22 protein-coding genes are annotated in these 25,616 nt (G+C 73.8%); 8 read left to right on the top strand and 14 right to left on the bottom strand.

What is annotated here, in order from left to right:
• The 4 genes from GV155_RS14965 to GV155_RS14950 all read right to left on the bottom strand — a co-directional run bounded on the left by GV155_RS14965 (nt 1) and on the right by GV155_RS14950 (nt 6,077).
• Nucleotides 1-1,545 (bottom strand): fatty acyl-CoA synthetase, encoded by a 1,545-nt coding sequence (locus tag GV155_RS14965; RefSeq protein ID WP_160009217.1) that lies wholly within the window; start codon nt 1,543-1,545, stop codon nt 1-3.
• Between the two features lie 59 nt (nt 1,546-1,604).
• Complete coding sequence (locus GV155_RS14960) at nt 1,605-3,425, bottom strand: PKD domain-containing protein (RefSeq protein ID WP_160009215.1); 1,821 nt, start codon at nt 3,423-3,425, stop codon at nt 1,605-1,607.
• Nucleotides 3,426-3,693: 268 nt separating this feature from the next.
• Nucleotides 3,694-5,562 carry an alpha-amylase family protein gene (locus tag GV155_RS14955; RefSeq protein WP_160009213.1) on the bottom strand — a complete coding sequence of 623 codons (1,869 nt, stop codon included), beginning with the start codon at nt 5,560-5,562 and terminating at the stop codon, nt 3,694-3,696.
• Nucleotides 5,559-6,077, bottom strand: a complete 519-nt coding sequence (locus GV155_RS14950; RefSeq protein WP_160009211.1) for a hypothetical protein — start codon at nt 6,075-6,077, stop codon at nt 5,559-5,561. The genes GV155_RS14955 and GV155_RS14950 overlap by 4 nt, the downstream gene beginning before the upstream one ends.
• 157 nt (nt 6,078-6,234) lie before the next feature.
• Between GV155_RS14950 and GV155_RS14945 the strand changes: the two genes are divergently transcribed.
• Entirely contained in the window at nt 6,235-6,507 is a 273-nt protein-coding gene (locus GV155_RS14945; RefSeq protein WP_236554345.1) for a GlsB/YeaQ/YmgE family stress response membrane protein, read from the top strand.
• A 66-nt stretch (nt 6,508-6,573) separates the two neighbouring features.
• The gene (locus tag GV155_RS14940) at nt 6,574-7,746 is read left to right on the top strand and encodes a cysteine--tRNA ligase (RefSeq protein ID WP_160009209.1); all 1,173 of its coding nucleotides are present in this window, start codon (nt 6,574-6,576) and stop codon (nt 7,744-7,746) included.
• Between the two features lie 27 nt (nt 7,747-7,773).
• Here GV155_RS14940 and GV155_RS14935 read toward each other — a convergent pair whose 3' ends face one another.
• From GV155_RS14935 to trhA, 3 genes are all read right to left on the bottom strand, one after another.
• A complete protein-coding gene (locus tag GV155_RS14935; protein WP_160009207.1) occupies nt 7,774-9,657 on the bottom strand; it encodes a DHA2 family efflux MFS transporter permease subunit in 1,884 nt (627 codons plus the stop codon).
• A 52-nt stretch (nt 9,658-9,709) separates the two neighbouring features.
• On the bottom strand, nt 9,710-10,642 hold the full coding sequence (locus GV155_RS14930; protein WP_160009205.1) for a TauD/TfdA dioxygenase family protein: 933 nt from the start codon (nt 10,640-10,642) through the stop codon (nt 9,710-9,712).
• Between the two features lie 93 nt (nt 10,643-10,735).
• The gene (trhA, locus tag GV155_RS14925) at nt 10,736-11,476 is read right to left on the bottom strand and encodes a PAQR family membrane homeostasis protein TrhA (protein ID WP_160009203.1); all 741 of its coding nucleotides are present in this window, start codon (nt 11,474-11,476) and stop codon (nt 10,736-10,738) included.
• 52 nt (nt 11,477-11,528) lie between these two features.
• Between trhA and GV155_RS14920 the strand changes: the two genes are divergently transcribed.
• Nucleotides 11,529-12,302, top strand: coding sequence for an isoprenyl transferase (locus tag GV155_RS14920; RefSeq protein ID WP_160009201.1), 774 nt, complete (start codon nt 11,529-11,531; stop codon nt 12,300-12,302).
• 356 nt (nt 12,303-12,658) lie between these two features.
• Here the strand turns inward: GV155_RS14920 and GV155_RS14915 are convergent, their stop codons facing one another.
• From GV155_RS14915 to GV155_RS14895, 4 genes are all read right to left on the bottom strand, one after another.
• Nucleotides 12,659-13,363 (bottom strand): class F sortase, encoded by a 705-nt coding sequence (locus GV155_RS14915; protein ID WP_160009199.1) that lies wholly within the window; start codon nt 13,361-13,363, stop codon nt 12,659-12,661.
• Entirely contained in the window at nt 13,363-14,259 is an 897-nt protein-coding gene (locus tag GV155_RS14910; RefSeq protein WP_160009197.1) for a DUF4397 domain-containing protein, read from the bottom strand. The genes GV155_RS14915 and GV155_RS14910 overlap by 1 nt, the downstream gene beginning before the upstream one ends.
• Before the next feature lie 23 nt (nt 14,260-14,282).
• Entirely contained in the window at nt 14,283-16,346 is a 2,064-nt protein-coding gene (locus tag GV155_RS20490) for a glycosyltransferase (RefSeq protein ID WP_201300184.1), read from the bottom strand.
• Nucleotides 16,347-17,066: 720 nt separating this feature from the next.
• Complete coding sequence (locus GV155_RS14895; RefSeq protein ID WP_160009195.1) at nt 17,067-17,900, bottom strand: formate/nitrite transporter family protein; 834 nt, start codon at nt 17,898-17,900, stop codon at nt 17,067-17,069.
• Between the two features lie 165 nt (nt 17,901-18,065).
• Between GV155_RS14895 and GV155_RS14890 the strand changes: the two genes are divergently transcribed.
• A complete protein-coding gene (locus GV155_RS14890) occupies nt 18,066-19,034 on the top strand; it encodes an MsnO8 family LLM class oxidoreductase (protein ID WP_236554344.1) in 969 nt (322 codons plus the stop codon).
• Nucleotides 19,035-19,048: 14 nt separating this feature from the next.
• Here the strand turns inward: GV155_RS14890 and GV155_RS14885 are convergent, their stop codons facing one another.
• Both GV155_RS14885 and GV155_RS14880 read right to left on the bottom strand, forming a co-directional pair.
• Entirely contained in the window at nt 19,049-19,849 is an 801-nt protein-coding gene (locus GV155_RS14885) for a citryl-CoA lyase (RefSeq protein WP_160009191.1), read from the bottom strand.
• On the bottom strand, nt 19,846-21,027 hold the full coding sequence (locus GV155_RS14880) for a CaiB/BaiF CoA transferase family protein (RefSeq protein WP_201300183.1): 1,182 nt from the start codon (nt 21,025-21,027) through the stop codon (nt 19,846-19,848). Before GV155_RS14880 ends, GV155_RS14885 begins: the two co-directional genes overlap by 4 nt.
• 161 nt (nt 21,028-21,188) lie before the next feature.
• Between GV155_RS14880 and GV155_RS14875 the strand changes: the two genes are divergently transcribed.
• On the top strand, nt 21,189-22,652 hold the full coding sequence (locus GV155_RS14875; protein WP_201300182.1) for an amidohydrolase family protein: 1,464 nt from the start codon (nt 21,189-21,191) through the stop codon (nt 22,650-22,652).
• Between the two features lie 37 nt (nt 22,653-22,689).
• Here the strand turns inward: GV155_RS14875 and GV155_RS14870 are convergent, their stop codons facing one another.
• The gene (locus GV155_RS14870) at nt 22,690-23,484 is read right to left on the bottom strand and encodes an IclR family transcriptional regulator domain-containing protein (RefSeq protein ID WP_160009185.1); all 795 of its coding nucleotides are present in this window, start codon (nt 23,482-23,484) and stop codon (nt 22,690-22,692) included.
• 128 nt (nt 23,485-23,612) lie between these two features.
• Between GV155_RS14870 and GV155_RS14865 the strand changes: the two genes are divergently transcribed.
• From GV155_RS14865 to GV155_RS14855, 3 genes are read left to right on the top strand one after another with little or no spacing between them, the layout of a single operon-like run.
• A complete protein-coding gene (locus tag GV155_RS14865; RefSeq protein ID WP_160009183.1) occupies nt 23,613-24,485 on the top strand; it encodes an extradiol ring-cleavage dioxygenase in 873 nt (290 codons plus the stop codon).
• The gene (locus GV155_RS14860; protein ID WP_160009181.1) at nt 24,482-24,844 is read left to right on the top strand and encodes a hypothetical protein; all 363 of its coding nucleotides are present in this window, start codon (nt 24,482-24,484) and stop codon (nt 24,842-24,844) included. The genes GV155_RS14865 and GV155_RS14860 overlap by 4 nt, the downstream gene beginning before the upstream one ends.
• Nucleotides 24,845-24,849: 5 nt before the next feature.
• Entirely contained in the window at nt 24,850-25,404 is a 555-nt protein-coding gene (locus GV155_RS14855; RefSeq protein WP_160011410.1) for an NADPH-dependent FMN reductase, read from the top strand.
• The last annotated feature ends 212 nt before the right edge of the window (nt 25,405-25,616 follow it).

Genomic DNA, 25,616 nt, shown 5'->3' with positions numbered 1-25,616 from the left:
TCAGCCGCCGACCTGGTCGCGCAGCACCCGCTTGAGCAGCTTGCCGGACTGGTTGCGGGGCAGCTCGTCGACCAGGAGCACCTGCTTGGGCACCTTGAACCCGGCCAACGACTCCCGGGCGTGCGCGACCAGGGCCCCGGGCGCCTCGGCCGGGCCGATCGCGGCGTCGGGACGCAGCACGACGAAGGCGGTGACGGCCTCGATCCACCGCTCGTCCGGCGTGCCGACCACGGCGACCTCGGCCACCGCCGGGTGGGTGTAGAGGACGTCCTCGACCTCGCGGGAGGCCACCAGCACGCCGCCGGTGTTGATGACGTCCTTGATCCGGTCGACCACCGTCAGGTAGCCCTCCTCGTCGACGCGGACGAGGTCGCCGGAGTGGAACCAGCCGTCGGCGAAGGCCTCGGCGGTCGCCTCGGGGGCGTCCCAGTAGCCCTCGCACAGCTGCGGTGAGCGGTAGAGCACCTCACCGCTGCCGCCGGGCTCCACGTCGGCGCCGGTCTCGTCGACCACCCGCACCTCGACGAAGAGCACCGGTCGCCCGCAGGAGCTCGGCCGCTCGGCGTGCTCCTCGGGACGCAGCACGGTGGCCAGCGGGCCGATCTCGGACTGCCCGAAGCAGTTCCACACCGTCAGGTCGGGCAGCGCCTCGGTCAGCCGCGCGAGCACGGGCCCGGGCATGATCGAGGCGCCGTAGAACGCCTTGCGCAGGCTGGAGAGGTCGCGGGTGGCGAAGTCGGGGTGGTTGGTCAGCGGCACCCACACCGTCGGGGCGAGGAAGACCGCGCCCAGGCTGCGCTCCTCGACCAGGCGGAGCACCTCCGGGACGTCGGGCGCCTCCATCAGGTGGTTCACCGCCCCGACCGCGAGGTAGGGCATCAGGAACACGTGCATCCCGGCGGAGTGGTAGAGCGGCATCGGGTGCAGCGGGTCGTCGCTCTCGCGCAGCTCCAGGGCTACCACGCAGGAGACGTACTCGTGGACCAGTGCGCGGTGCGTCATCATCGCGCCCTTGGGCCGCGAGGTGGTGCCCGAGGTGTAGAGCAGCTGCGCCAGGTCGCCGTCGACCACGGGTGGCTCCCCGTCGGGCAGCACGGAGGTCGGCACCGGCCCGGAGGTCGCCCGCTCCAGCAGCGAGCCGGCCTCGTCGCGCAGCGCCAGCACGGTCCCGACCGCCAGCCCCGCGGCGTCGTACTGCGCCCGCAGGCCGGGGTCGACCAGCGCCGCCACCGAGCCGGACTGCTCGACGAGGTAGCCCAGCTCCTCCCCGGTCAGCGCGTAGTTCACCGGCACGTGCACCAGCCCGGCGCGGGCGCAGCCGAGGAAGCCGAGCAGGTAGGCGTCGGAGTTGCGCCCGTACGCCGCGACCCGGTCGCCACGGGCGAGGCCGAGGCCGCGCAGGGCGACCGCGGCCCGGCTCACCGCGTCGTCGAGCGCGCGGTAGGTCCAGGTGCGGTCGGCGAAGCGGAGGGCGACCCGGTCGGGGTGGCGTCGCGCGCTGCGCGCGAGGACGTCGTCGACGGTGCTGGAGCGGACGGCGGGCATCGGACCTCCGGGGGAGCGCGGGCGGGGGTGACCCGGGTCACGCTAGTCCTCGACGGGCCTCACGGCGCCGGGACCATCCGCAGCGCGTCGAACCGGACCTCGAGCGGCCAGCCCGTCGAGGTGGGGGTGGCCAGGGCTCGCAGGGCGAGCGACCCGGGCTGCTGGAGGGCCGGCGTGGCGTCGGTGCCGCTGACCTGCCACGCGGTCGGCTCGGCGGTGCCCCGGGGCCAGGCCTTCGCGCGCACGGTGGTCGGTCCGGCGCCCACGGCCTGGACCCGCACCTCGAGGACCGCCGAGGCGGCGAGCGGCGTCCCCGGCAGCACGGCCTCCGTGCCGATCCGGGTGGACGACCCGGCGACGAGACGGCCGAGGAAGAGTCGGGTGGCGCCGTTGCCGCCGACCCGGACCACGGCCCGGTACTCGTCGCCGGTGGTGGTGCGGCGGGGCACGACACCCACGTCGACCCGGCCGCTGCTCCCGCCGCCGGGCAGCGCGGCCAGCGACACCTCGGTGGTCAGGTCCGTGCCCGTCGCCGAGGCACCCGGCAGGCGGGAGAGGGTGCTGCGAGCCGTGCTGGTGAGCTGGGTGCGACCGAGCCCGCCCGCGACCGACGAGGTCCCGACCGCAGTGCTGACAGTCCAGGGGCCGCCGACGTCGGCGGCACCCCACGACCGGGTCGTCGTCCGCTCGAAGTCGTCCGCGGCCAGCACCTGACCGGCGTCGTCGACCGTGACCTGCTGCACCGCGCTGCCCGTCGCGCCCTCGGCGTCGGTGACGGTGAGCCGCACGGCGTAGGTCCCCGGTGCCGCCCAGGTGTGGTCGACGACCGGTCCGGTGGCGGTGGAGCCGTCGCCGAGGTCCCAGTCCCAGACGGCGAGCGCACCGTCGGTGTCGGTGGCCAGGACGGCGTCGAGGCGCCGCGCGGAGCCGGTCCCCGACGCGCTGAACGCGGCCACCGGGGCGCGGTTCGCGATCGGGCTGGTCAGGGTGAAGGCGTCGGCGACGCTGCCGTCGGGTCGTTCCAGGGCGAACGACAACCCGGTCGCGGTGAGGTCCAGCTCCGCGTGGCCGAAGGTCGGGTCGACGTTCTGCGCGATCGCCCGCCGCACGTAGGGGTACTCCGGGTCGCCGAGGTCGACGTCGCGCAGCACGGCGCCGCCGGTGCCGACCACCGTCAGGACGGTGCCCGCGCCCGCCTGCAGGTCGTCGTCGGCGTCCGCGACGCAGTCGGCGTCGTAGCCACCGGGAAGGAGCGCGTCGCAACCCGGTCCCAGCGCCAGCTGCGCCATCCGGGAGTAGAGGTGCTCGTGGCCGCTCAGCACCACGTCGACCCGCTTGGCGAGGAGGAGCTGGAGGAGGTCGTCACCGACCTCGCAGGGGTACTGGCCGACCGAGAGGCACGGCTTGTGCATGCCGACGACCACCCACCGGATGCCGGCGGCGCGGGCGGCGTCGATCTCGTCGGCGACCCACCGGTAGCGGGGCGTCCCGGCCGCGTAGCTCCAGGTGCCGTCGGGGAAGGTGAGCCCCGGTGAGATCGCGAGGTAGCGCACCAGGGGCTGCTGCTGCGGCAGGTCGACGGCGTACTGGCGGCCGTAGGTCCCGCGCAGCCCCGGCAGCTGGTTGGGCAGGCAGGCGGAGAAGTCGTTGACGTGGCCGTTCTGGCCGTCGCTCTCGTGGTTCCCGCTGAGCAGCTCGAAGGGCGCGCCCGCGCCGACCCGCTCGGTCACGAAGTCGCACCAGGCCTGCTCCTGGCCGGTGGGGCCGTAGGAGAGGTCGCCGAGGGCGAGCATGGCGTCCGGCGAGGAGGCTGCCATCGCGCGCAGGACCCGGTCGGCGCCGGGCGAGGAGCTGAAGTCGCCCGCCGCGCTCAGCCTCACGGTCGTCCCCGGCACGGGATCGGCCGCGGCGACCGGCGTCGGCGTCGAGGGGGTGGCGGTGCCTGCCACCACGAGGACGACGAGCGCGGTCAGGGCGACCAGGCCCGCGGGCCCGGCTCGCCGAGGGCCGGCTCGCCGAGGGCCGGTCCGACGCAGACGGGACCGGATGACCATGGTCGGAACGTAGGGCCGACGGGAGATGCCGCACACCCTCGAGCGACCCCCAGGTAGGTAACAGGACCAAGGTCCAGGTCCGTCGCCCCGGGCGCTAGCTCGTCGTCTCGTCGGTCAGCCACGACGCGCCGCAGGGCGGTAGGACCACCTGGTCGCCCTCCGAGCGCACCGACCGTCCACCGGCCAGGTGGTCGAGGACCGCCACCCCCTGGCCCAGGCCCGTCGCGTGCAGCACCGACCACGGCACGCGCCGCTCCTCGGCGGTCATGTTGTAGAGCCCCACGAAGGCCCCGAGCGGGTGGTGCCGCACCACCGCGAGCACCCCGGGCGCCGGCGGGTCGAGCACCTCGACCTGCGTCGCCGCGTGCAGGTGCGGCAGCCGGCCCCGGGCGGCCAGGAGGTCACGGAGCCGGGGGAGCACGCCGTACGGGTCCGGCAGCGACCCGTCGGGGGCCCACGGCATCGGGGGCCGGTGCGCCCACCGGTTGTCGTCGGCGTGGGCGGGGTCCTCGGCCCAGGCCGGGTCGTTCAGGAGCGCGACCTCGTCGCCCATCCACAGCACGGGCACGCCGCCCCAGCCCGCGACGACCGCGTGGAGGAGGACGACGCGGTCCGGGCCGTACGGGTCCCCGGCCTCGACGCCGGCCAGCGAGGCCAGCGAGCCGGAGGTGCGCTTGTCACCGGTCTCGGGGTGGTGCTGGAAGACCAGCCCGCGCGACCACGACCCGGGGTGGGTGCCGTCGTACCAGTCGGCCAGGAACCGCCGGTGCGCCCAGCCGGAGATGCCGACCGCTGCGGCGTCCGCGTCGTCGATCGCCCACCCGATGTCGTCGTGGCACCGGACGTAGGTGATCCAGGCCGTCGAGGCCGGCGGCGCCGGCAGCTGCTGCAGCGCGTGGGAGGACAGTGCGGTGTCGCCCGAGGCGAGCATCGACCACAGGTGCACCATCAGCGCGTTGTGGTAGGCGAGGTCGCTGACCTTGCCGTGGTGGCGGCCCCGGCCGAGGTAGGCCGGCAGGTCCTGCGGACCGACGATCGCCTCGGCCAGGAACACCACCGCCGGGCAGGCGATCCGGGCCACGCAGCGCAGCGCCTGGGTCAGCGCGTGCACCTCGGGCTGGTTCTGGCAGTCCGTGCCGAGCCGCTTCCACAGGAACGCGATCGCGTCGAGGCGGAGCACCTCGGCGCCGGCGTTGGCCAGGAAGCAGACGACGTCGGCCATCTCGACCAGGACGTCGGGGTTGGACCAGTCGAGGTCCCACTGCCAGGCGTTGAAGGTCGTCCACACCCACGCGTCGAGCTCGTCGTCCCAGGTGAACGAGCCCGGGGCGAAGTCGGGGAAGACCTCGGGCAGCGTCTGCTCCCAGCGGTCCGGACCGGTCCGGTCGGGGAAGGTGCGGAAGTAGGCCCGGTAGCGAGGATCGCCGGCCCGCGCCGCGGCCGCCCACGGGTGCTCGCGGGCCACGTGGTTGACCACGAGGTCGAGGCACAGGCTGATCCCCTCGCCGCGCAGCAGCCGGGCGAGGTCCCGCAGGTCGTCGACCGTGCCGAGGTCGGCGCGGACCCGACGGTGGTCGGCCACGGCGTACCCGCCGTCGTCCGGCCCGGGACGCGGCTCGAGCAGCGGCATCAGGTGCAGGTAGGTCACCCCGAGGTCGCGCAGGTGGCCGACCCGCTCACCGACCCCGGCCAGAGTGCCGCCGAAGCGGTCCGCGTACGCGGCGTACCCGACCGTCCCGGGCTGCTGGAACCAGTCGGGGGCCAGCGAGCGCCGCAGGTCGAGGTGGTGCAGGTCGTCGGGACGTGCGGCGTACCCCGCGGCGGCCACGGCCAGCAGCCGGTCGGCCACGGCGTCGGGGTCGTCGTAGACCAGGCCGAGGGCCTCGCGGAGGTCGGGGAGCCAGCGCTCGACCCGCGCGTCGAGCACCTCACGGCGGTACGCCGCGTCCGGCGCGTGGCTCATGCCGGGACCGGTGCCATCCCGCGCTCGTCGTGGGTGACGCTGGGCCAGGGGCCGCGCAGGGCCACCAGCGACGTGGACACCTGCCCCGCGACCTCGCCGGCCAGCGCGGCGACGGCCGCGGTGTCGGCCAGCAGCCGCCCGCGGTCGGCCTCGGGCGCCCCGGCCACCAGGGAGGGGAGGTCGCGCAGCCGGGCGGCCAGCCAGCCCTCGGGGTCGGCGGACAGCGCCTCGTCGAAGACCCGCTCGCCCGGCTCGCCGTCGTGCATCACGGGGTGCCAGTGCACCCGGTCGGCCGCGCCGGGGGCGGACTCCAGGAGGTCGACCCGGCAGACCGGCGGGGCGAGGGCGAGGGCGGGGGAGGAGTAGAGCGAGCCCTCGGCGGTGACGGCCACGGGACGTACCTCGAGGCGGACGCCGCGCTCGCGCACGTCCGGCTCACCGGCCAGCGCGGGGTCGGCGAAGTCGGTCTCGCGCAGGGTGAGGGCGAGGTGGTCGAGGAGCCAGACGCGTTCCATGGCCGTGATCCTGCCGTGGTGGGCCGCTCCCGGCCAGCGGGGACACGATCGGCGGCGGACTGGGAGGGTGAGACTGGTGGGGTTCGTGGGGCTCTAGGCTCATCGTGGGGACACACCCGCCCCGGGTGTGCCTCACACCTAGGGAGAGGAACACACCATGTCCATTCTGTACTTCTTGATCATGGGTCTGATCGTCGGTGCGCTGGCGCGTCTCATCAAGCCGGGCAAGCAGAACCTCGGCATCATCGGCACCATCGTGCTCGGCGTCCTCGGCGCCGTCATCGGCGGTCTGCTGGCGAGCCTCATCGGCACCGGCGAGATCGGCGACATGGACTTCCTCGGCTTCATCTTCGCGCTCGTGGCCGCCGTGCTGCTGATCGGCGTCGTCGAGGGCGTCCTGGGCAAGAACAAGACCAAGTCGCGCGTCTGACCCGCACGGCCACGCCGTGAGCGACGCGCGGTCTCCCACCCTGCTCCCGGGTGGGAGACTGGCGTCATGGCCACGCCGCTGATCCCCGCCGTGACCGACCCGTCGTACCGGGTCGGTCCGCCCCCCTCCCGCCCCGCCTCGGTCACGCTGGCCGGCCGGCCGCTCGGGATCGTGGGATCGGCCCGGATCTACGTCTGCGGGATCACCCCGTACGACGTCACGCACCTCGGCCACGCGGCCACCTTCGTGTGGGCCGACCTGCTGGCCTCCGCCCTCGGCTCGACCGGGGTCACGCCGGAGGTCTGCCGCAACGTCACCGACGTCGACGACGTCCTCTCGGCGGCCGCCCGTGAGCGGGGTCGTCACTTCGACGAGCTGGCGGTCACCCAGGAGGCCGTCTTCGAGCAGTCGATGCGCGCCCTGCGGGTGGCCACGCCGGCCGCCCAGCCGCGCGCCCGCCACCACGTCCAGGCCGTGCAGCAGCTCGCCCAGGGCCTGCTGGACGCCGGCGCCGCCTACGAGCACGACGGCACCGTCTGGTTCCGGGGCGCCGGGGTCGCCGCCGCCGCCGGTCTCGACGAGGCGGCCGCCCGCGCGCTGCTCGAGGCGTACGCCGACCCGACCGACGCCCCCGGTCAGCAGCACCCGCTCGACGTCGCGGTCTGGCGACCGTCGGTCGACGACGCCCCGGCCTGGGCCAGCCCGTGGGGCTGGGGCCGTCCGGGGTGGCACGCCGAGTGTGCCGCGATGGCCGTCGACGTGCTGGGCCCGTCGGTCGACGTCCTGGTCGGCGGCGAGGACCTGCGCTTCCCGCACCACGCCTACCAGGAGGCGATGGCGGAGGCGGTGACGGGCGTCCGCCCCTTCAGCCGCGCGCAGCTGCACGTCGGCACCGTGCGGACCGGTGGCGAGAAGATGGCCAAGTCCACGGGCAACCTGGTCCTGGTCGAGACCGTCCTGGCCGACCACGAGCCGTCCGTCCTGCGCCTGCTCCTGCTCGACCGCGCGGTCGGTGAGCCCTGGGACTACGACGCGTCGCTGCTCGAGGGCGCCGCCGAGCGGCTCCGCCTGCTCTACGCCGCCGCGGGCCGCCCCGGTGGTGGCGGTGACCAGGCCGGGCTGGCCGTGGCACGGGTCCGTGACGGCCTCGACGTGACCGGCGCCGTCGACCTCGCGCTCGAGGTCGGCGGCGAGTGCGCCCGCCGGCTGATCTCGCTGCTGCGCCTCGGCTCCGCCTGACCCCGCCGACCCCTCAGGGGTGGCTGGTCACGGGTGGCTGGGCGCCGGAGGCGCGCCCGGCACCTCCAGCGCGACGTCGTCGACGTAGCAGTAGAACCACTCCTCGCCCGGCTCGAACGAGCGGACCACGGGATGGTCGGCGAGGTGCGCGTGCGCGGTGGCGTGCCGGCCCGGCGAGGAGTCGCAGCAGCCGACGTGCCCGCACTCCTGGCACAGCCGCAGGTGGACCCACCTCCCGCCCTCGGCGAGGCAGTCGACGCAGCCCGACGACACCGGGACGGGCGGCGTCGGGTCGAGCAGGTGCGGGCAGGACGGGCCGGCCTGGCCGGCGGCGGTGGTGGACATGGCGGTCTCCTCGGGGTCGAGAGTGACGGGATCGAGAGTGACGGGGTCGAGCGTGAGCAGGGCGAGCGGGACGGGGTCGCAGTCGGCGTGGCCGGCCGCGTCGACGCGGGTGGCCAGGGGCGGTCCCCCCACGCCGGCGCAGTGCCGCAGCTGCTGCGGCGGGACGGGCGGGGCGGTCGCGGTCGCCAGCACGTCGTCGCGGACGGTCACCGCGGCCAGCACCCCGCCGGCGACGAGGACCCCGGCCGAGATCAGCAGGGCGGTGCCGAAGCCGGCGTCGAAGGCGACCGGGTCGTCGTAGACCCGGCCGTCGAGCCCGGCCAGGACCGGCACGGCGGCGACCGCGACCAGGCCGGCGGTCCGGGCGACCGCGTTGTTGATCCCGGAGGCCATCCCGGCCTGCTCCGGGGGCGCCGCGGCGAGCGCGGTCGCGGTGAGCGGGGAGACCATCACCGCCAGGCCGAGGCCGAGCACGACGACGGCCGGCAGCACGTCGGCGGCGTACGACGCCCCGGGCCCGATCCGCAGCATCAGCAGCACGCCGGCCGCGGCCACCACCGGACCGACGGCCATCTGGCGGCGCGGGCCGATCCGTGCCGCGAGCGCCCCGGACCGCGGGGACAGGACCAGCATCAGCGCGGTGACCGGGAGCAGGGCGGTCCCGGCGAGGACCGGGGAGAAGCCGGCCACGACCTGCAGGTGCACGACCAGCAGGAGGAAGACCGCGCCGAAGCCGGCGTAGACCACGAAGGTGACCGCGTTCGCGGCCCGGAGCTGCGGCTCGGCGAAGGCGGTCAGGCGCAGCATCGGGTCGGCCACGCGCCGCTCGACGGCCACGAAGAGCACCGCCGCCAGCAGCCCGAGGCCGCCGACGACCGCGGTCGCGGGCCCCGGCCCGGTCTCCCCGGCGGAGATCAGCGCCCAGGTCAGCGCGCCCAGCGCGAGCGCGCCGAGGCCGGCGCCGGCGAGGTCGAGCCGGCCGTGGGCGTCGGGGTCCCGGGACTCCGGCACGTGCCGCAGCGTCACCCAGACCACCAGCGCGGCCAGCGGCACGTTGACGAGGAAGACCCACCGCCAGGACCCGAGCTCCACCAGGCCGCCGCCCACGAACGGCCCGATCGCCGTCGCCACGCCGCCGAGACCGGACCACGCCCCGATCGCGCGGGCGCGGTCCCCGGGACCGAAGGAGGCCTGGATCATCGCCAGGCTGCCCGGCGTCAGCAGCGCGCCACCCACGCCCTGCAGCGCGCGGGCACCGACCAGGGCCCACCCGGTGGGGGCGAGGCCGCAGAGCAGGGAGCCGACCGCGAACCAGACCACGCCGACCAGGAACACCCGCCGCCGGCCGTACCGGTCGCCGAGCACCCCGCCGAGCAGGATGAAGGAGGCCAGGGTCAGGGCGTAGGCCGAGACCGTCCACTGCAGGGTGGTGAAGTCGGCGTCGAGGGACTCCCCGATCGCGGGCAGCGCGACGTTCACGACGGTGGCGTCGATCCCGGCCAGGCCCGAGCCGAGGACGGCGGCCAGGAGCAGCCACCGCCCCGCGGCGGAGTCGAGGGTCAGCACCCCCGCAGCGTCCCACGCGGAGAGCCGCTGGGGGAGTGCTGCGCGGGCGGGGTCAGCTGATCAGCGAGTCCAGGTCGGAGTACGCCGTGGCGTCGCCGTGGAGGACCTCGCTGCGGCGGCCGTCGATCGAGACCGGCACGTCGCCGGCGACGGTGATCCGGCGGACCTCGCGGGGCTGCGTGCCGAAGTCGGCGACGGCGTAGTGCTGCGTGGCGCGGTTGTCCCAGATGGCCACGTCGCCGGTCTGCCAGGTCCACCGGATCGTGTTCTCCAGCCGGGTGACCCGGTTCTGGAGGAGGTTGAACAGCTCGGCGGACTCGCGCCCGTTGAGGCCCTCGAAGGACTTCACGAACTGACCCAGGACCAGGGAGCGCTCACCGGTCTCGGGGTGCACGCGCACGACCGGGTGGCGGGTCTCGAAGCGGGTACGGGTGAACTCCGCGCGGTCGAAGACCTCGCTGTCCTCGTAGGAGGTGGGGTTCTCGGTGTCGGCGGCGTAGTCGTACTCGTTGGTGTGGACCGCCCACAGCTCCTCGACCAGGGCCTGGAGCGGGCGCGGCAGGGCGTCGTAGGCGGTGACGGTGTTGGCCCAGACGGTGTTGCCGCCGTGCTCCGGGATGGTGACGCCGCGCAGGACGCTGAAGGCGGGCACGCGGTCGACGAAGGTGACGTCGGTGTGCCAGGAGTTGGCGGCCATCCCCTTGGTGGCGTTGACGCTGAGGACCTTGGCGCTGCCGGTGTTGACCGTCGGGTGGGCGCTGGTGAGCGGCCCGAGCTTCTCGGCGAAGGCGATCTGGCCCTCGTCGTCGAGGTGGTGCTGGCCGCGCAGGAAGACCACCTTGTGCCGCAGGATCGCGTCGCGGACCGCTGCGACGTCGGCGTCGGAGGTGGTGGCGCCGAGGCGGACGCCGTCGACGCGGGCGCCGATGCGGCCCCCGAGCTGCTGGACGGAGGCGGACCGGGTGTGGGCGAGGGCGAGGTTCATGGACCTGAGACTACACAATGTCAATCAAAACACTCGACTAAAGCGGCCGGGCGAGATCAGCCCCGCCGCGGCGACGGCGCGGGGCGGGCGCGGTCAGCGCAGCGAGTAGGTGGCCAGCGAGACGCCGATGTAGTGCGCGGCGAAGGCGACGATGGTGAAGGTGTGGAAGATCTCGTGGAAGCCGAACCAGCGCGGCCAGGGGTTCGGCCTCTTCAGCCCGTAGACCACGCCGCCCACGGTGTAGAGGCCGCCGCCGACGATGATCATGACGAACGCGGCGACGCCGAGGCCGACCCCGAGGTCCAGGGCGCCGTCGAAGAACGACGGGATGAAGAAGACCGCGGCCCAGCCCAGGGCGAGGTAGATGGGCACGTAGAGCCACCGTGGGGCGCCGGTCCAGAACACCCGGAAGAGCACCCCCAGGATGGCACCGGACCACACCACCACCAGCAGCACCGTCTGCTCGGTGCCGTCGAGCAGGATCACGCTGAACGGCGTGTAGGAGCCCGCGATGAGCAGGAAGATGTTGGAGTGGTCCATCCGCCGCAGCAGTCGCCAAGTGGCGGGCGACCACGTGCCGGTGTGGTAGACCGCCGAGACGGTGAAGAGCAGGACGCCGGTGCCGCAGAAGATCGCGTTGGCGATCTTGGTCTCGCTCGTCGGTGAGAGCACGACCAGCACGATCCCCGCGGCCAGGGTCAGCGGGGCCGTGCCGAGGTGGAGCCAGCCCCGCAGGCGTGGCTTCACCTCGGCGAGGACCTCGCTGATCTGGTCGCCGAGGTGGTCCAGGCCCTGGCGGGCCCGCTCCTGCGCACGGTCGGCGGCCTCGTTCATGAGACGAGCCTAGCGGGGCCGCGACGGGCCCCGTCGCGGCTACCATCGGCGGGTGGTCGACTGGAAGCGAGGCGTGCGGCGGGTGCTCTACCCGGCCTACGAGGCGCGGATGGTGCGACGGATGCCGCAGCACCTGCCGCACCACGTCGGCGTGATGCTCGACGGCAACCGTCGGTGGGCGCGGGCGGTCGGCCGGGACTCGGCCCACGGTCACCGCGCCGGCGCCGCCAACATCGAGCCGCTGCTGGAGTGGTGCGACGAGGTGGGCATCGAGGTGGTCACCCTGTGGCTGCTGTCCACCGACAACCTGAACCGGCCCGAGGCCGAGCTCGTCCCGCTGCTCGAGATCATCGAGGAGGCCGTCGAGGCCCTGGTGCGCCGCGGACGGTGGCGCCTGCACCCGGTCGGCGCCCTCGACCTGCTGCCGCCGGCGACGGCCGAGCGGCTCAAGGCGGCCGCCGAGGCGACGGCGGAGGTGGACGGCTCGCTGGTCAACATCGCGGTCGGGTACGGCGGTCGCCGCGAGATCACCGACGCGGTCCGCTCGCTGCTGCACGAGCACGCGGCGCGGGGCACGACGCTGGAGGAGTTGGCCGCCGTGCTCGAGGTCGAGCACATCGCCGACCACCTCTACACCAAGGGCCAGCCCGACCCGGACCTCGTCATCCGCACCTCCGGCGAGCAGCGGCTCGGCGGCTTCCTGCTCTGGCAGAGCGCGAAGTCGGAGTTCTACTTCTGCGAGGCCTACTGGCCCGAGTTCCGCAAGGTCGACTTCCTGCGCGCGATCCGGGCCTACGCCCAGCGCGAGCGCCGCTTCGGCTCGTAACACGCGGTTCACCTCGTGGTCGGGCGTGTCGCCCCGCCACGGCCCGCGCCCGGGCGTAATTTCACCAGCAATGGCGGGTGGGGAAGCCCGCCGTACTGGGAGGCTCGTTCGTGGCAGCTCACGACCTGGAACGACCGTCGGCCCCGGCCGACGGTGGTCCCGGACGCCGGCACTCCGGTGGTCGCGCGCTCTCCCGGTCCGAGAGAAGCAGCGACTAGGGCCGGGGCGAGGAGTGCGCGCGCCGTCCTGTGAGGAACCACCGTGACCGTCACCGCGCCCAGCCCCGCGTCCAGCACCGCGTCCTCCACCAGCCGTCGGGGGGTGGTCGGGGGAGGCCGTGCGGGTGCGGGTGCGGGTCACGAGGCGTAGACCACGACGTTGTCCTGGTAGCCCTCGTCCTCCAGGTAGGCGCCGCCACAGGTGATCAGGCGCAGCGCGGGGCCGGGCACCGGTCCGTACACCTGGCTGGTGGGGAACCTGTCCTGCGGATAGGTGCGGACGCCGTCGACGGTGAAGGTCGCGGTCGACCCGTTCTGCCGGGTCACGACGACCTCGTCGCCCACCTCGAGGGTGCTGAGCCGGGCGAAGACGGCCGGCCCGGTGGTCGAGTCCACGTGACCGGCCACGACGGCGGGTCCCTGCTCGCCCGGGGCCGGGCTGGCGTCCAGCCACCCCGCCTGGTCGGGGTCGTGGGGCACCTCGATGGAGCCGTCCCCCGCGATGCCGAGGTCGACCATCGAGGCGTCCACGCCGATGGACGGGACGGCGATCCGGACCGGGCGCAGCGTCGTGGGGGTCGTCGAGGTCACCGCGCCCGTCGGACCCGGCACCGCCGCGTCGGCCGTCGAGCCGGACGTCGCGCCGGACACCGCGCCGGCAGGCGCGTCGGGTGACGGTGCGGCCGGCGTCGAGGTCGTCGTGGGGGCGGCCGGTGCGGTCCCGCTCCCGGCGTCACCCGAGGCGCAGGCGCCCGTCAGCAGCACCGCGGCCAGGGTCAGGGGCAGCAGGACCGACGCACCGGGCCGGCGGGAGCGGCCCGGTCCCCTGGTGGGGACCGGCATCAGTCGGCGACCCGCTCCGGGCGTCGACGACCCATCAGGCCCAGGACTCCGAGGGCACCGGCGAGCGCCAGCAGCCCGGCGCCGACCGGGACGACCTGCTGGGGGGCGGCGGCCTGCGCGACGGCCGTGCCGCCACCACCGGTCTCGGCCCCACCACGGGGGGCGACCACGGTGCCTGCGGCGTCCGTGACCACCTCGAGCTCGACGCCACCGTTCGCGGCGTCGAGGGCGACCACGGTGTAGACGCTGCCGCTGGACACCGGGACCTGCTGCAGGGAGGCGTCCGCGGTGCTGCTCTGCAGCTGCAGGGTCCAGGACCCGGCGGGCACCGTGGCGTAGTCGGTGGCCTGGCCCAGGACGGCGTCCTCGGCGATGGTGGGTCCGTCGACGGCCTCGACCGTGACGGAATCGGCACCCTCGAAGGCGGACAGGATCCGGACCCGGGCGGTGCCGGGCTCCGGGGGTGTCAGGTCGTCGGAGAGCAGGGCCAGGCGGGGCGCGTCGGCGGCCCCGACCACCGCGATGGTCCTGGCCTCGCTGGAGGTGACCTCGAAGGAGCGGGACAGCAACGGGGCGGCGTCCGCCGCCGCCGAGGTCTCGCGGACCGTGGCGGTGTAGCTGCCGGGGGCCAGCTGCTCGTAGCTCGACACGTCGCCGTACCGCGCGCTGCCGGCCAGCGTGGTCGGTGCGGAGGAGCCGTCCAGGGGCTCGACGTCGACGCTGGTCGTGCCCATGCCGGGCACGAAGTGTCCGACGCGGACCCAGGCCTTGCCCGGGGGCACGCCGTCCTCCGCCTGGGCGGCGCCGGGCACGGCGAGCACCAGCAGGCCGAGGAGCAGGGCCGCGACGACGTACGGGAGTCGGTGGCGCGACACCCTTTGGGTGCGGGGGTCCATGGGGTGGGTCCTTCCGAGGGGGGTCACGAGACGGCGGACAGGGAGCTGGTGGGCTCGGCGCTGTCGGCGTCGTCGTCGGTGTGGATGGGGACGCCGAGCTCGGCGAAGATCGCCCGGTAGGACGAGACGGTGTCCTCCCAGCTCCGGATGTCCGGGTAGCGCCGACCACGCAGGGCGGGCAGCTCGGCCAGGGCCGTGGTGAGTTCCCGGACGTCGGCCGGCGGCACGAACCGGACGCCCTGGTAGCCCGAGGCGGCCTCGACGAGTCCGCCGACGGAGGTGACGACGACGGGGAGCCCGGCGCTCATCGCCATCTGCAACGGCCCCGACGACGACGACCGCCGGTAGGGCAGCACCACGGCGTCGGCCGCAGCGAAGTGCTGCGCGGCCTCGGCGTCGGTCACGTAGCGGTTCACCACGGTGATCTGGTGCCGGGCCGGGCTCGAGGCCACCCGGTCGAGGGGGGCGTCCCACCCCTCCCAGGTCTCCCCCACGATGGTCAGGTGGACGTGCTCGCGCACCTCGGCGGGCAGCGCGCCGAACGCGTCCACCAGGTCCTCCAGCCCCTTGTAGGGCCGGATCACGCCGAAGAACAGCAGGTTGAACGGTGCCGCCTCGGCGGCCTCGGTGGCCTCGGTGGTCGGTGCGGTCGCGGTGGTCCCGGCCTCGACGGCGGGGGTCCGCACGTGGGCGTACGGCCCGTGGGGCACCACCGTGACCGGGGTCCCGTCGGCGGTGATGTCGTAGGCCCGCGTGAGCTGGTCCAGGTCGAAGTCGGAGTGGACGACGTGCGAGTCGACCTGGCGGAGCAGGCTGCCCATCGCCCTGGTGACGTAGCTGGTGACCCCGGGGATGCGCGCCTCCCCGGTGTCCTGCACCTCGTGCCACTCCATGACGACCGTGGCGCCCTGCTTCTTGGCCTGGCGGGCGAGACGCAGGTAGCTGTGGAGGACGGCGCCGGTCCACCACTGCAGCACGACGACCTGCGGGCGACGGGTGCGCAGGAAGCGGCTGGCGCCGCGCATCGAGGGGCCCCACGACCAGTCCACGCCGTCGTAGACGGTCACGCTGTCGTCGTAGTCCAGCTCGTTGACCCGCAGCCCGACGCGCTTGCGCCCGGGGTAGAGGAACGTCGGCACCAGCTGGCGCATCAGGAGGGCGTCCGTCGGGAGGGAGGACGCGAGGGCGTTGGCCAGGGAGCAGGTGTAGTAGCTGATGCCCGAGGTGAAGCGCCAGCCCGACCCGACGACCAGCACGCGCGGGGTGGTCGTGTCGCCCGCGGCGGGGGCGGGGTGCACGTTCGTCGTCTGGGCGTCGTCGCTGTGTCGCACGGTGTCGGCCGACGGGGTGGGGATCGCGGTCGCCCCGCGTCGGAAACGCTCGGTGACGATGGTGCGCAGCACCCGGAAGCCGTCCCGGAAGGTGTTCAGGTTGCTCTCACCGTGGATCCGGGCGAGCTCGACGCTCGGGACCTCGTGGATCTGGAGGTTCCCCGCGGCCACCCGGGTGTTGATGAGGGTCTCGATCTCGAAGCCGTCACCCCACTGCGCGTCGCTCCCGCGGGAGCTCGGGATGGCCAGTGTCGGGAGGATGTCGCGCCAGAAGGCGTTGTAGCCGTAGCAGAGGTCTGTGTACCGCGTGTGGAAGAGCAGGTTGGTGACACCGGTGAGCCCGCGGTTGCCGGCGTCGCGCAGCCAGGTGATGTCCTCGCTGCCACCGTCTCCCAGGACGCGGCTGCCCTTCGCGAAGTCGGCACCGGCGACCAGGGTCGAGACGTAGGCGGGGATCTCGGCCGCATCCGCCGACCCGTCGGCGTCGAACATGACGATGACGTCACCGGTCGCGGCCTCGAAGCCGCAGGCCAGGGCGTTGCCCTTGCCCCGTCGGGTCTGCTGCACGAAGCGCGCCGACGGCAGCGTGCGGCGGACGACGTCCTCGGTGTCGTCCACGGAGTGCCCGTCCACGACGATGACCTCGTGCACCTCCGGAAGGGTCGGGAGGATGAGCTCGAGGTTGCGGGCCTCGTTGCGCGCCGGGACGATGATCGTGACGGTCGGCACGGCCGGCCGCGGACGTGAGCTGCTCATGTGGACTCCTCGATGGTGGAACTGCGACCGGGACGTCGTCCCCCCTTCAGGTGGACGCTCCTCCTCGACGTCGTTGTCGGGAGCACGTGCGGCCTGCTGCTGCACGGGACGTGGCGACCCGCCCGTCACGTGGTCGTCCGGGCGCGCTCGCGCTCGACGGAGGGGCGGCGCGGGGACGGAGGCGTGGGCACGATGGCCAGGGGGCGGGTGTCGCAGATGGTCACGGTGGGTACTACGGCCCTGCGACCGACTTCGATTGCCCGAACCGGGGATTGTCACCGGCCTGTGCACGCCTTCTTTGGCTACTCTCAAGTAAGCCCCCTGCGGACCCGTTTTTCCAGGTCAGAGGTGTGACGGGCATTACCGCCGAGGCGGTTCGGGGCTCGGCGACACCGGTTGGACGACGTCCAGGCCGGTCCGGACCCCGGTCCGGGCCGTCCCCGTCCGGGATGCCGGGCGCTGCTGTTACCCCGTTGTGGCTCAGGGCGTCGGGGGACGGCAGCTCGGCCGGGGGTCGGCGCAGGCGCCGTCCTCTGCCCGGACGGCAGGGCCGATGTGCCCTTCACGGTCCGGCGGCCCCGGGGAAGCGTGGGGGGATGCTGAAGCAGTGATTACGTCGTTTGCGCTGCCGACGCGACCACGGGTCGCACTGCCCGCACACGACGCACTACCACCGCTGGAGGCGGTGACGGAGCCCCGGCGGTCGCGGTTGCTGCGGGGCTACGCGTCGCTGGTGGCCTCCGCCTCCGGCTGGTCCTTCACGAACAGGTACCAGTACGAGGTGGCCACGAAGACCACGGCACCGACCAGGTTGCCCACCCCGGCCACGCCCCAGTTGAGCAGCGTGGCGCTCCAGTCCACGCCTGGGACGCCCGCGAAGATCGCCGCCGGCAGGAAGAACATGTTCGCCACCACGTGGTCGAAGCCCATGGCCACGAACGCCATGACCGGGAAGAAGATCGCCAGGATCTTGCCCGAGACCGTCGAGGCGGACAGCGACATCCAGACCGCCAGGCAGACCAGCCAGTTGCAGCCGACGCCCCGCAGGAACGTCTCCCACGCGGTCTCACCCGTCTTGTCCGTGGCGATGGTCGCCAGCCGCTCGTGCGTCATCGCTGCGACGCTGCCGGCCTCCTCGCCGGTGCCGCCGATGACGCCGGCCTGCACAGCGAGGAAGAACGCGACGAACATCGCCCCGATCAGGTTGCCGAGGAGGACCAGGGCCAGGTTGACCGCCACGTCCTTCGTCGCGATCTTGCCGCGCATCGCGCTCAGCGGGACCAGCATCATGTTCCCGGTCGCCAGGTCCGAACCCGCGATCAGGACGAGGACCAGGCCGAGGGTGAACGCGAACCCCATGAACAGCGTCGGCAGCGTCCCCCACGTCGCGGGGTCCAGGCCCGAGGAGACCGTGATCGCGACCAGCGCGCCGAAGGCGATGTAGGCGCCGGCCAGGAACGAGCTGAGCAGCAGCTTGTCCCAGCTGCGCTGGGTCTTCTTGGTGCCGGCCTCGACGGCCACGGTTGCGGTCTCTGCAGGCTCACGGGCGGACATGGGGCCTCCTGGCTGGGCGGGGCCGCCGGTCGACGACGCTGGGGAGTCAACCGCACCGCCCGCCCCGTCCGCCAGGGATACGGTCCGATGCTTCCGACCGGGCCGCCCAGGACGACCGCCGCGGTCATCGGGGAAGGGCAGCAGTCATCCCGGCGTTGGGGAAGCGTGAGGCTCTCCCTGCTCGACCGCTCCCGGACCCGCGCGGGCCACCCCGACGCGGAGGCCGTCACCGGCACCGTGGAGCGCGCGGTCCACGCGGAGCGCCTGGGCTACGAGCGGTTCTGGGTCGCCGAGCACCACGCCGTGCCGGGCATCGGGTCGGGTGCCCCGGCCGTGCTGCTGGCCGCCGTCGGGGCGCGGACCTCGACGATCCGGATCGGGTCCGGCGGCGTGATGCTGCCGCTGCACCAGCCGCTGGTCGTGGCCGAGCAAGCCCTGCTGCTCGAGGCCCTGCACCCCGGCCGTGTGGACCTCGGCCTCGGCCGCTCCCTGGGGTTCACCCGGCCGGTGCGCGAGGCGCTGCGGCGGCGCGCGGACGAGCCCGACACGTTCGAGGACGACCTGGCCGAGCTCCGCGGCTACGTCGACGGGACCGGGTCGGTCACCGCCCGCCCGGCCGCCGTACGGCCCGTGCCGTTGCACCTGCTCGCGACCGGTCGCGGGATCGCGGTGGCCGCCCGGCTGGGGCTGCCGGTGGTCGTGGGCGGTCCGGTGCTCGAGTCCGACCAGGTCACCGATGCCCTGGCGGACTACCGCCGGGAGTTCCGGCCCCACCGCGGCAGCACGCCGTCGGTCACGGTGTCGCTCGACGTCACGCTGGCCGACGACGACGCGACGGCCCGCGAGCTGGCGCTGCCCGAGGCCTGGGCGATGGCCCGGTCACGGCAGACGGGGGAGTTCGGGGCGCTGGAGAGCCCGGCCACGATCCGCGCCGCCGCCTGGGGCGACCAGGTGCGACGCCGGGTCGAGGAGTCCCTGGACCGCGCCGTCGCTGGTGGTCCGGCCACGGTGCGGCGACGTCTGGAGCGGCTGGCCGAGCTCACCGGCGCCGACGAGCTGCTGGCGAGCACCTCCACCTACGACCGCGACGCGCTGCTGGCCTCCGACGCGATGCTGCGCGAGCTGGTGGCCTGAGACGTCGGGCGGTCTCAGGCCTGGTCGGGGTCGACGTACACGGCGTTGCGGTCGATCGAGAGGTACATGTCGTTGGCGATCGGGGTGCGGATCTCCTCGGCGATGTGGCCGAGCAGCCCGGCGCACCGCGCCAGCAGCACGGCCCCGCGCAGCAGCTCGCAGGGGATGCCCACGTCGGCGAGCGCGGCCCCGCTGACGCCGGCGCCGTTGAGCGGCAGCCGCTTGCCGAGCACCCGCTCGTGGGTGCGGCCGATCGCCTCGAAGAGCGCCAGGTGGGGGCCGTGCTGGCCCTCCTCGCGGGCGATCCGCAGGATCACCGGGGTCCGCGGGTCACCCTGCTTGTGCACCGGGTGCCCCAGGCCCGGCACGAACCGGCCGGCCTCGCGCTGCCGACGGACGGCGGCCTCGGCCACCTCGTCCCAGCCGGCGTCGGTGGTGGGGTGGGCGTCCAGGCCGTCGAGCACGTCGCCCAGGAAGCGGCCGGTGTCCTCGGTGACCCCGAGGTAGCGCGACCCGCCTCCCAGCAGCCCGGCGGCCAGCGCGCCCTGGATCGCGTCGGGTGCGCTGAGCCAGGTGAGCCGGGCTGCGATCGCGGTGGGGGTGAAGCCGTGGTCGGCCAGCCCGATCAGCACCGCCTCGAAGACCCGGCCCTGCTCCGCGCTGGGGCGGCGGGTGGTGAGCAGCCAGTAGGCCAGCTCGCCGAAGCTGACCTTGCCCATCAGGTCCTCGGTGACGTCCTGGCCCAGCAGGCTCATCGACGTCAGGTCGGAGGTGCCCAGCGAGGTCGGGAAGCGGGGCCGGTCGTCGGTGCTCACGGGGTCTCCTGCGGGTCGGGCCGGGTGTCGTCGGCCAGCCAGGCACGGATCTCGTCGCCGTGGCTGTCCAGCGCGGGTGGGGGCAGGTCGTAGCGCGCGGGCGTGGCGCTCAGGCGGATCGGGTTGCGCACCGTCGGCACGCCGCCGGCCATCGCCACCGGCTCCAGGCCGAGGCTCTCGGCCAGCTCGACCCCGCCCCGGACGTCGTTGATCGGACCGCAGGGGATGCCGGCGTCCGACAGCAGGTCGAACCACTCCTGGGCCGAACGGGTCGACAGCGCCTCGAGCAGCAGGGGGCGCAGCTCCTCGCGGTGGTCGTTGCGCCGCCCGACCGAGTCGAAGCGCTCGTCGTCGGCCACCTCGGGGATGCCCAGCGCCGCGGCGAGCCGGCGGAACTGCCCGTCGTTGCCGGCCACCACGATCAGGTCGCCGTCGCCGGTGGCCAGCGGCTCGTACGGGAACAGGGAGAGGTGGGCGTTGCCCATCCGGCCCGGCACGACCCCGCCGGCCACGTAGGCCGAGGTCTGGTTCACCAGTGCCGACATCGCGGTCGACAGCAGGTTGGTCTCGACGTGCTGGCCCTCCCCGGTCGCCTCGCGGTGGCGCAGGGCCGCCAGGATGCCGATGACCGAGTGCATCCCGGTCATCACGTCGAAGACCGAGATCCCGGCGCGGTACGGCGGGCCGTCCGGGCCGCCGGTCAGGCTCATCAGCCCGGACATGCCCTGGACGAGCAGGTCGTAGCCCGGCAGGTGGGCGCCGCCGGCCGACCCGAAACCGCTGATGGAGCAGTAGACGCTGCCGGGGTTGGCGGCCGACACCGCGGCGTACCCGAGGCGGTACTTGTCGAGGCCGCCCGGCTTGAAGTTGTGGATCATCACGTCGGCGCGGGTCGCCAGCCGTCGGGCGACCTCCTGGTCGGCGGGGTCCTTGAGGTCGAGCTGGATCGACCGCTTGTTGCGGTTGATCGCGAGGTAGTACGTGCCCACGTCGTCGCGCACCGGCGGCACCCAGTGCCGGGTGTCGTCGCCGGTCGGTCCCTCGACCTTGACCACGTCGGCGCCGAGGTCGGCGAGCAGCATGGTCGCGTACGGCCCGGCCAGCACCCGGCTGAAGTCGGCGACGAGCAGGCCGTCGAGCGGGCCGGGGGCGGCCTCGGCCGGTGGTTGCGGACACATGTCCGTCATAGTGCGCGGCGGATCGCGCTGCGGTCAACCGCCCGCCCAGGACGGTTGCGGAGGGGTTGACACGTGATCGGCGTCACCGCATGCTCGGTCGGAGCGGACAGGTGTCCGCAGATCGTCGCCGCGCGACGGTCCGAGACCCCGAGGTGACGTCCGTGACCACAGCCGAGAACCCCCGGACCGCAGCCGTGCGGGACGCCCCCGCCGTCGTCCTGCGCGGCGGGACCGTGCTGACCATGGACGCCGCCGGCACCGTGCTGCGCGACGCCGACGTGCTCGTGGTCGGCGAGCGGATCGCGGCCGTCGGGCCCCGGCTCGAGGTGCCCGAGGGCACGGCCGAGGTCGACGCCACCGACGGCATCGTGATGCCCGGGATGATCGACACCCACCGGCACATGTGGCAGACCGCGATGCGCGGCTACGGCGCCGACTGGACGCTCACGCAGTACTTCGTGTGGAACTACCTGGAGCACGGTCGGCACTTCCGTCCGGAGGACGTCTACGCCGGCAACCTCCTCAGCACCCTGGACTCGCTCGAGGCCGGGGTGACCACGAGCGTCGACTGGTCGCACGGGCTGCAGAGCGTCGGGCACGCCGAGGCCGCGCTGGCCGCGCTGGAGGAGACGCCGGGCCGCTGGGTGCTCGCCTACGGCAACATCCACGCCGCGCCGTGGGAGTGGTCGGCGTCCGCGGACTTCCAGGCCTTCGCCCGCCGGGTGGTCGACGGCGGTCGGACCAGCCTGCAGATGGCCTTCGACGTGACCGGTGACCCGTCGTTCCCCGAGAAGGCGGCCTTCGAGGTGGCGCGGGACCTCGGCCTGCCGGTGACGACCCACGCCGGGGTCTGGGGCGCGACCAACGACGAGGGCATCCGGCTCATGCACGAGCACGGCTTCATGACGCCGCGGACCACCTACGTGCACGCCGCGACGCTCAGCGAGGACTCCTACCAGCGGATCGCGGCGACCGGCGGCTCCGCCTCGGTCTCCTCGGAGAGCGAGTCGTCCTGCGGGCAGGGCTACCCCTCGTCGTGGAAGCTGCGCCGGCACGGCATCCCGGTCTCGCTGTCGGTCGACACCAGCGTCTGGTGGAGCGCGGACGCCTTCTCCGCGATGCGCGCGACGCTGTCCTCGGACCGTGCCCGCGAGCACGAGCTGGCGCACGCCGAGGGTGACACCGTCACCCACATCGGTCTGCGCGCCCAGGACGTGGTCGGCTGGGCGACCCGCGGCGGCGCCGAGGCCCTCGGGATCGCCGACGAGGTCGGCAGCCTCGAGGTCGGCAAGCGCGCCGACGTCGTGCTGATCAAGAACGACGACTCCCCGACGATGTTCCCCGTGCTCAACCCCTACGGCCACGTGGTCTTCCAGGCCCAGCGCGGGGACGTGCACACCGTGCTGAGCAACGGCCGCCTGGTCAAGCACGAGCACCGCCTGGTCGACGCCGACCTCGCGAAGGCGCGCGCCGCGATCGAGGACACCGTCGCCCACCTCGAGTCCACCCTCGGGGCCGAGGGCTGGGCCGCGGGGATGACCCCGGACGTGCCGGACACCGCGGTGCTCGACAACCCGTACACCTACACGGAGTACCGGGACGCCTCGACGCACCAGCGTGGCTGAGCCCGTGGCCCGGTGCCCGAAGGAACCGCGCGGCCCGCTACTCCTCGTGCGGGCGCGAGAGCCACAGCGCCCAGTCGGCGGAGACGTCGCCCGCGGTGCGCATCAGCAGCGGGAGGTAGTCCTCGACGAGCGTCTCGAGGCTGGTCTCGGCGGCGTGGACGGTCACGTTCATCGCCGCCCGGACCTCCCCGCCCTCCCCGCGCACGGGCACCGCCACCGAGCGGACGCCGAGCGCCAGCTCCTCGTCGGCCACGGCCCAGCCGCGGGCGGCGACCTGGGCCAGCTCCGCCTCCACGTCCCGGTCGGCGCCGATCGGGGGTACGGCGACCCCGGCGCGGGACGCCTCGGCCAGGGCGGCGCGGCGCTCCTCGGGCGTGAGCGCCGCCAGCAGGACCTTGCCCTGGGAGGTCCACAGCGCCGGGAAGCGGGTGCCGATGTCGACGCGCAGCGCGATCAGCTTGGGCACCGAGACCCGCGCGACGTAGACGATGTCGGACCCGTCGAGCTGGCTCATCGAGGACGACTCGCCGGTGCGCTCGACCAGGGTGCGCAGGTGGGGCCGCGCCATCTCCCACAGGCCCAGCGAGCTGGCGTAGGCCGTACCCAGGCGCAGCACCTGCGGCGTGAGCTCGTAGCCCCCGTCCAGCGCGCGCACGAAGCCCAGCTCCTCCAGCGTCAGCAGGAGCCGGCGCGCGGTAGGCCGGGTCAGGTCGGTGGCCGCGGCCACCTCGGCCAGGCTCAGCCGACGGTGGGTGGCGTCGAAGCAGGCGATCACGTCGAGGCCGCGCGCGAGCGCCTCGACGAAGTCCGGCCCCGTCCCTCGACCCGCCACGCCTGCTCCTCGTCCTGCTCCGCCCGCCGGCGGCGATCCTGCCACAGCGGCGGCGCTGCCCGGGACGTACCGGCCGCCCGCCCCACCCCGACCCGCACCACGGTCCCGACGAAGAAGGAGGGGCGCTGATGGCGAAGCTCGTCGCGATCCTGGCCACCACGCACCACCCGTTCTACTACCGCACCAGCCAGCTCCCGCCCGAGGAGGCGCCGCCCTTCGCCGCCGAGTGGGTCAGCAAGGTCGCGACCTACCGGGAGACGCTGACCCGGGCCCGGCCCGACGTGCTGGTGATGGTCGGGTCCGACCACTTCCACCAGCTGTGGCTGGACAACATGCCCCAGTTCCTGGTCGGCAAGGCGCCGTTCTACGACGGCAACTGGGAGAACGAGGTCCGCGAGTTCGGCCTGCCCAAGATGCTCCTGCGCGGCCACGAGGAGCTGTCGGCCTACATGCTGCGCGAGGGCATCGACAAGGGGTTCGACCTGGCCTTCTCCAACGAGCTGCGCGTCGACCACTCGGTGACCTGCCCGATCCTCACGGTACGACCGCAGAACGACCTGCCGATCGTGCCGATCTACACCAACATCTTCGCGCCTCCGCTGCCGCGCCCCGAGCGGTTCGTCCAGCTCGGGCGCACCATCCGCGAGATCATCGACGCGTGGCCCAGCGACCTGCGGGTCGCGGTGATCGGCACCGGGCACCTCTCGCTGGAGCTCGGCGGTCCGCGCCAGTTCGGGCCGCACGGCCCCGACCCCGAGTTCGACGCCCGCGCGGTCGACTGGATCTCCCGCGGTGACATCGACGGATGCCTGGCCGGGGTGAGCCTGGACAGCCTGCACGAGCCCGGCAACGCCACCCACGGCTTCATGGACTTCATGCTGATGATGGGCATCGCCGGCTACGCCAAGGCCGACCACACGGACTCCCTCGACCTGTTCCACACGATGGAGGCCTACTTCACCTGGTACCCGAACCCCGAGCTGATCGGAGACCCGTCGTGAGCAGGTACCTGGTCAACAAGTTCCTCTTCACCGTCGACCGCGACACCGACCTCACCGAGCGCTACCGCCGCGACCCGGTCGCGACCGTGGCCTGGTGGGAGCGGGAGCGGGCGAACCGGGTCCTCGGGTCGATCCCGGCCGAGGACACCACCTGGCTGTCCTTCACCGACGAGGAGCGCACCGCCCTGGAGGCCCACGACCACGTCACGCTCTTCGGCCTCGGGGCCCACCCCTTCCTCACGCTCACGCTCTGGATCGCGATGTTCGAGCGTGACTGGGACGAACCCCTGGGGATGCAGCTCGACTACGCCCGCCAGCTCGCCCACCTGGGGCTGCCCTACCCGAGCATCGAGACGTGAGCACCATGAAGATCGGCATCATCATCGGGTCCGTCAGGGAGGGCCGCCGGGCCGGAGCAGTGGCGCAGTGGGTGCACGACGCCGCGGCCGGGCGCGACGACCTCGACGCGGAGCTGGTCGACCTCCGCGCCTTCGACGTCCCGCTGCTCACCACCGAGACGCTGCCGATGGCGGCGAACCGGTCCTACGACTCGCCGGGCGTCGCTGCCTGGAGCCGCGCGATCGACGCCTGCGACGGCTTCGTCATGGTGACCCCGGAGTACAACCACGGCGTCCCGGGAGCGCTGAAGAACGCCGTCGACAGCCTGGGCCCGGAGTGGGTCGGCAAGACGATCGGGTTCGTCTCCTACGGCGCCGACGGCGGGGTGCGGTGCGTCGAGCACTGGCGGTCCATCGTGGCCAACTTCCAGATGCTCGACGTACGCCAGCAGGTGGCGATGTCGCTGTTCACGGACTTCGACGGCGCAGGGCTGGCCCCGCTCGAGCGGCGCGCGACCGAGCTGTCGACGCTGCTGGACCAGCTCGCCGACCTCACCGCGAAGGTGCGCGGCACCGGCTGAGCTCGATGGCGTGGAGCGACCCACCGCGACCGGTCTCGTGACGCTCGCTTCGCTCGCTCCTCGACCACCGGGGGTTTCTGCTCGCTCTTCGACCCGCCGCGACTGGTCTCGTGACGCTCGCTTCGCTCGCTCCTCGACCACCGGGGGTTTCCGCTCGCTCCTCGACCCGCCGCGACCGGTCTCGTGACGCTCGCTTCGCTCGCTCCTCGACC

The organism is Nocardioides sp. AX2bis, assembly GCF_902506435.1.
In the GTDB taxonomy this organism is placed as follows: domain Bacteria; phylum Actinomycetota; class Actinomycetes; order Propionibacteriales; family Nocardioidaceae; genus Nocardioides.
Note: the sequence above shows the minus strand (reverse complement) of the source record. Positions and strands in the feature narration are given on the sequence as shown.

Coding starts and splice junctions, on each gene's coding strand:
- GV155_RS14965 (WP_160009217.1), bottom strand. CDS start 1,545: ATGCCCGCCGTCCGCTCCAGCACCGTCGACGACGTCCTCGCGCGCAGC.
- GV155_RS14955 (WP_160009213.1), bottom strand. CDS start 5,562: ATGAGCCACGCGCCGGACGCGGCGTACCGCCGTGAGGTGCTCGACGCG.
- GV155_RS14950 (WP_160009211.1), bottom strand. CDS start 6,077: ATGGAACGCGTCTGGCTCCTCGACCACCTCGCCCTCACCCTGCGCGAG.
- GV155_RS14945 (WP_236554345.1), top strand. CDS start 6,235: ATGTCCATTCTGTACTTCTTGATCATGGGTCTGATCGTCGGTGCGCTG.
- GV155_RS14940 (WP_160009209.1), top strand. CDS start 6,574: ATGGCCACGCCGCTGATCCCCGCCGTGACCGACCCGTCGTACCGGGTC.
- GV155_RS14930 (WP_160009205.1), bottom strand. CDS start 10,642: ATGAACCTCGCCCTCGCCCACACCCGGTCCGCCTCCGTCCAGCAGCTC.
- trhA (WP_160009203.1), bottom strand. CDS start 11,476: ATGAACGAGGCCGCCGACCGTGCGCAGGAGCGGGCCCGCCAGGGCCTG.
- GV155_RS14915 (WP_160009199.1), bottom strand. CDS start 13,363: ATGCCGGTCCCCACCAGGGGACCGGGCCGCTCCCGCCGGCCCGGTGCG.
- GV155_RS14910 (WP_160009197.1), bottom strand. CDS start 14,259: ATGGACCCCCGCACCCAAAGGGTGTCGCGCCACCGACTCCCGTACGTC.
- GV155_RS20490 (WP_201300184.1), bottom strand. CDS start 16,346: ATGAGCAGCTCACGTCCGCGGCCGGCCGTGCCGACCGTCACGATCATC.
- GV155_RS14895 (WP_160009195.1), bottom strand. CDS start 17,900: ATGTCCGCCCGTGAGCCTGCAGAGACCGCAACCGTGGCCGTCGAGGCC.
- GV155_RS14880 (WP_201300183.1), bottom strand. CDS start 21,027: ATGTGTCCGCAACCACCGGCCGAGGCCGCCCCCGGCCCGCTCGACGGC.
- GV155_RS14865 (WP_160009183.1), top strand. CDS start 23,613: ATGGCGAAGCTCGTCGCGATCCTGGCCACCACGCACCACCCGTTCTAC.
- GV155_RS14855 (WP_160011410.1), top strand. CDS start 24,850: ATGAAGATCGGCATCATCATCGGGTCCGTCAGGGAGGGCCGCCGGGCC.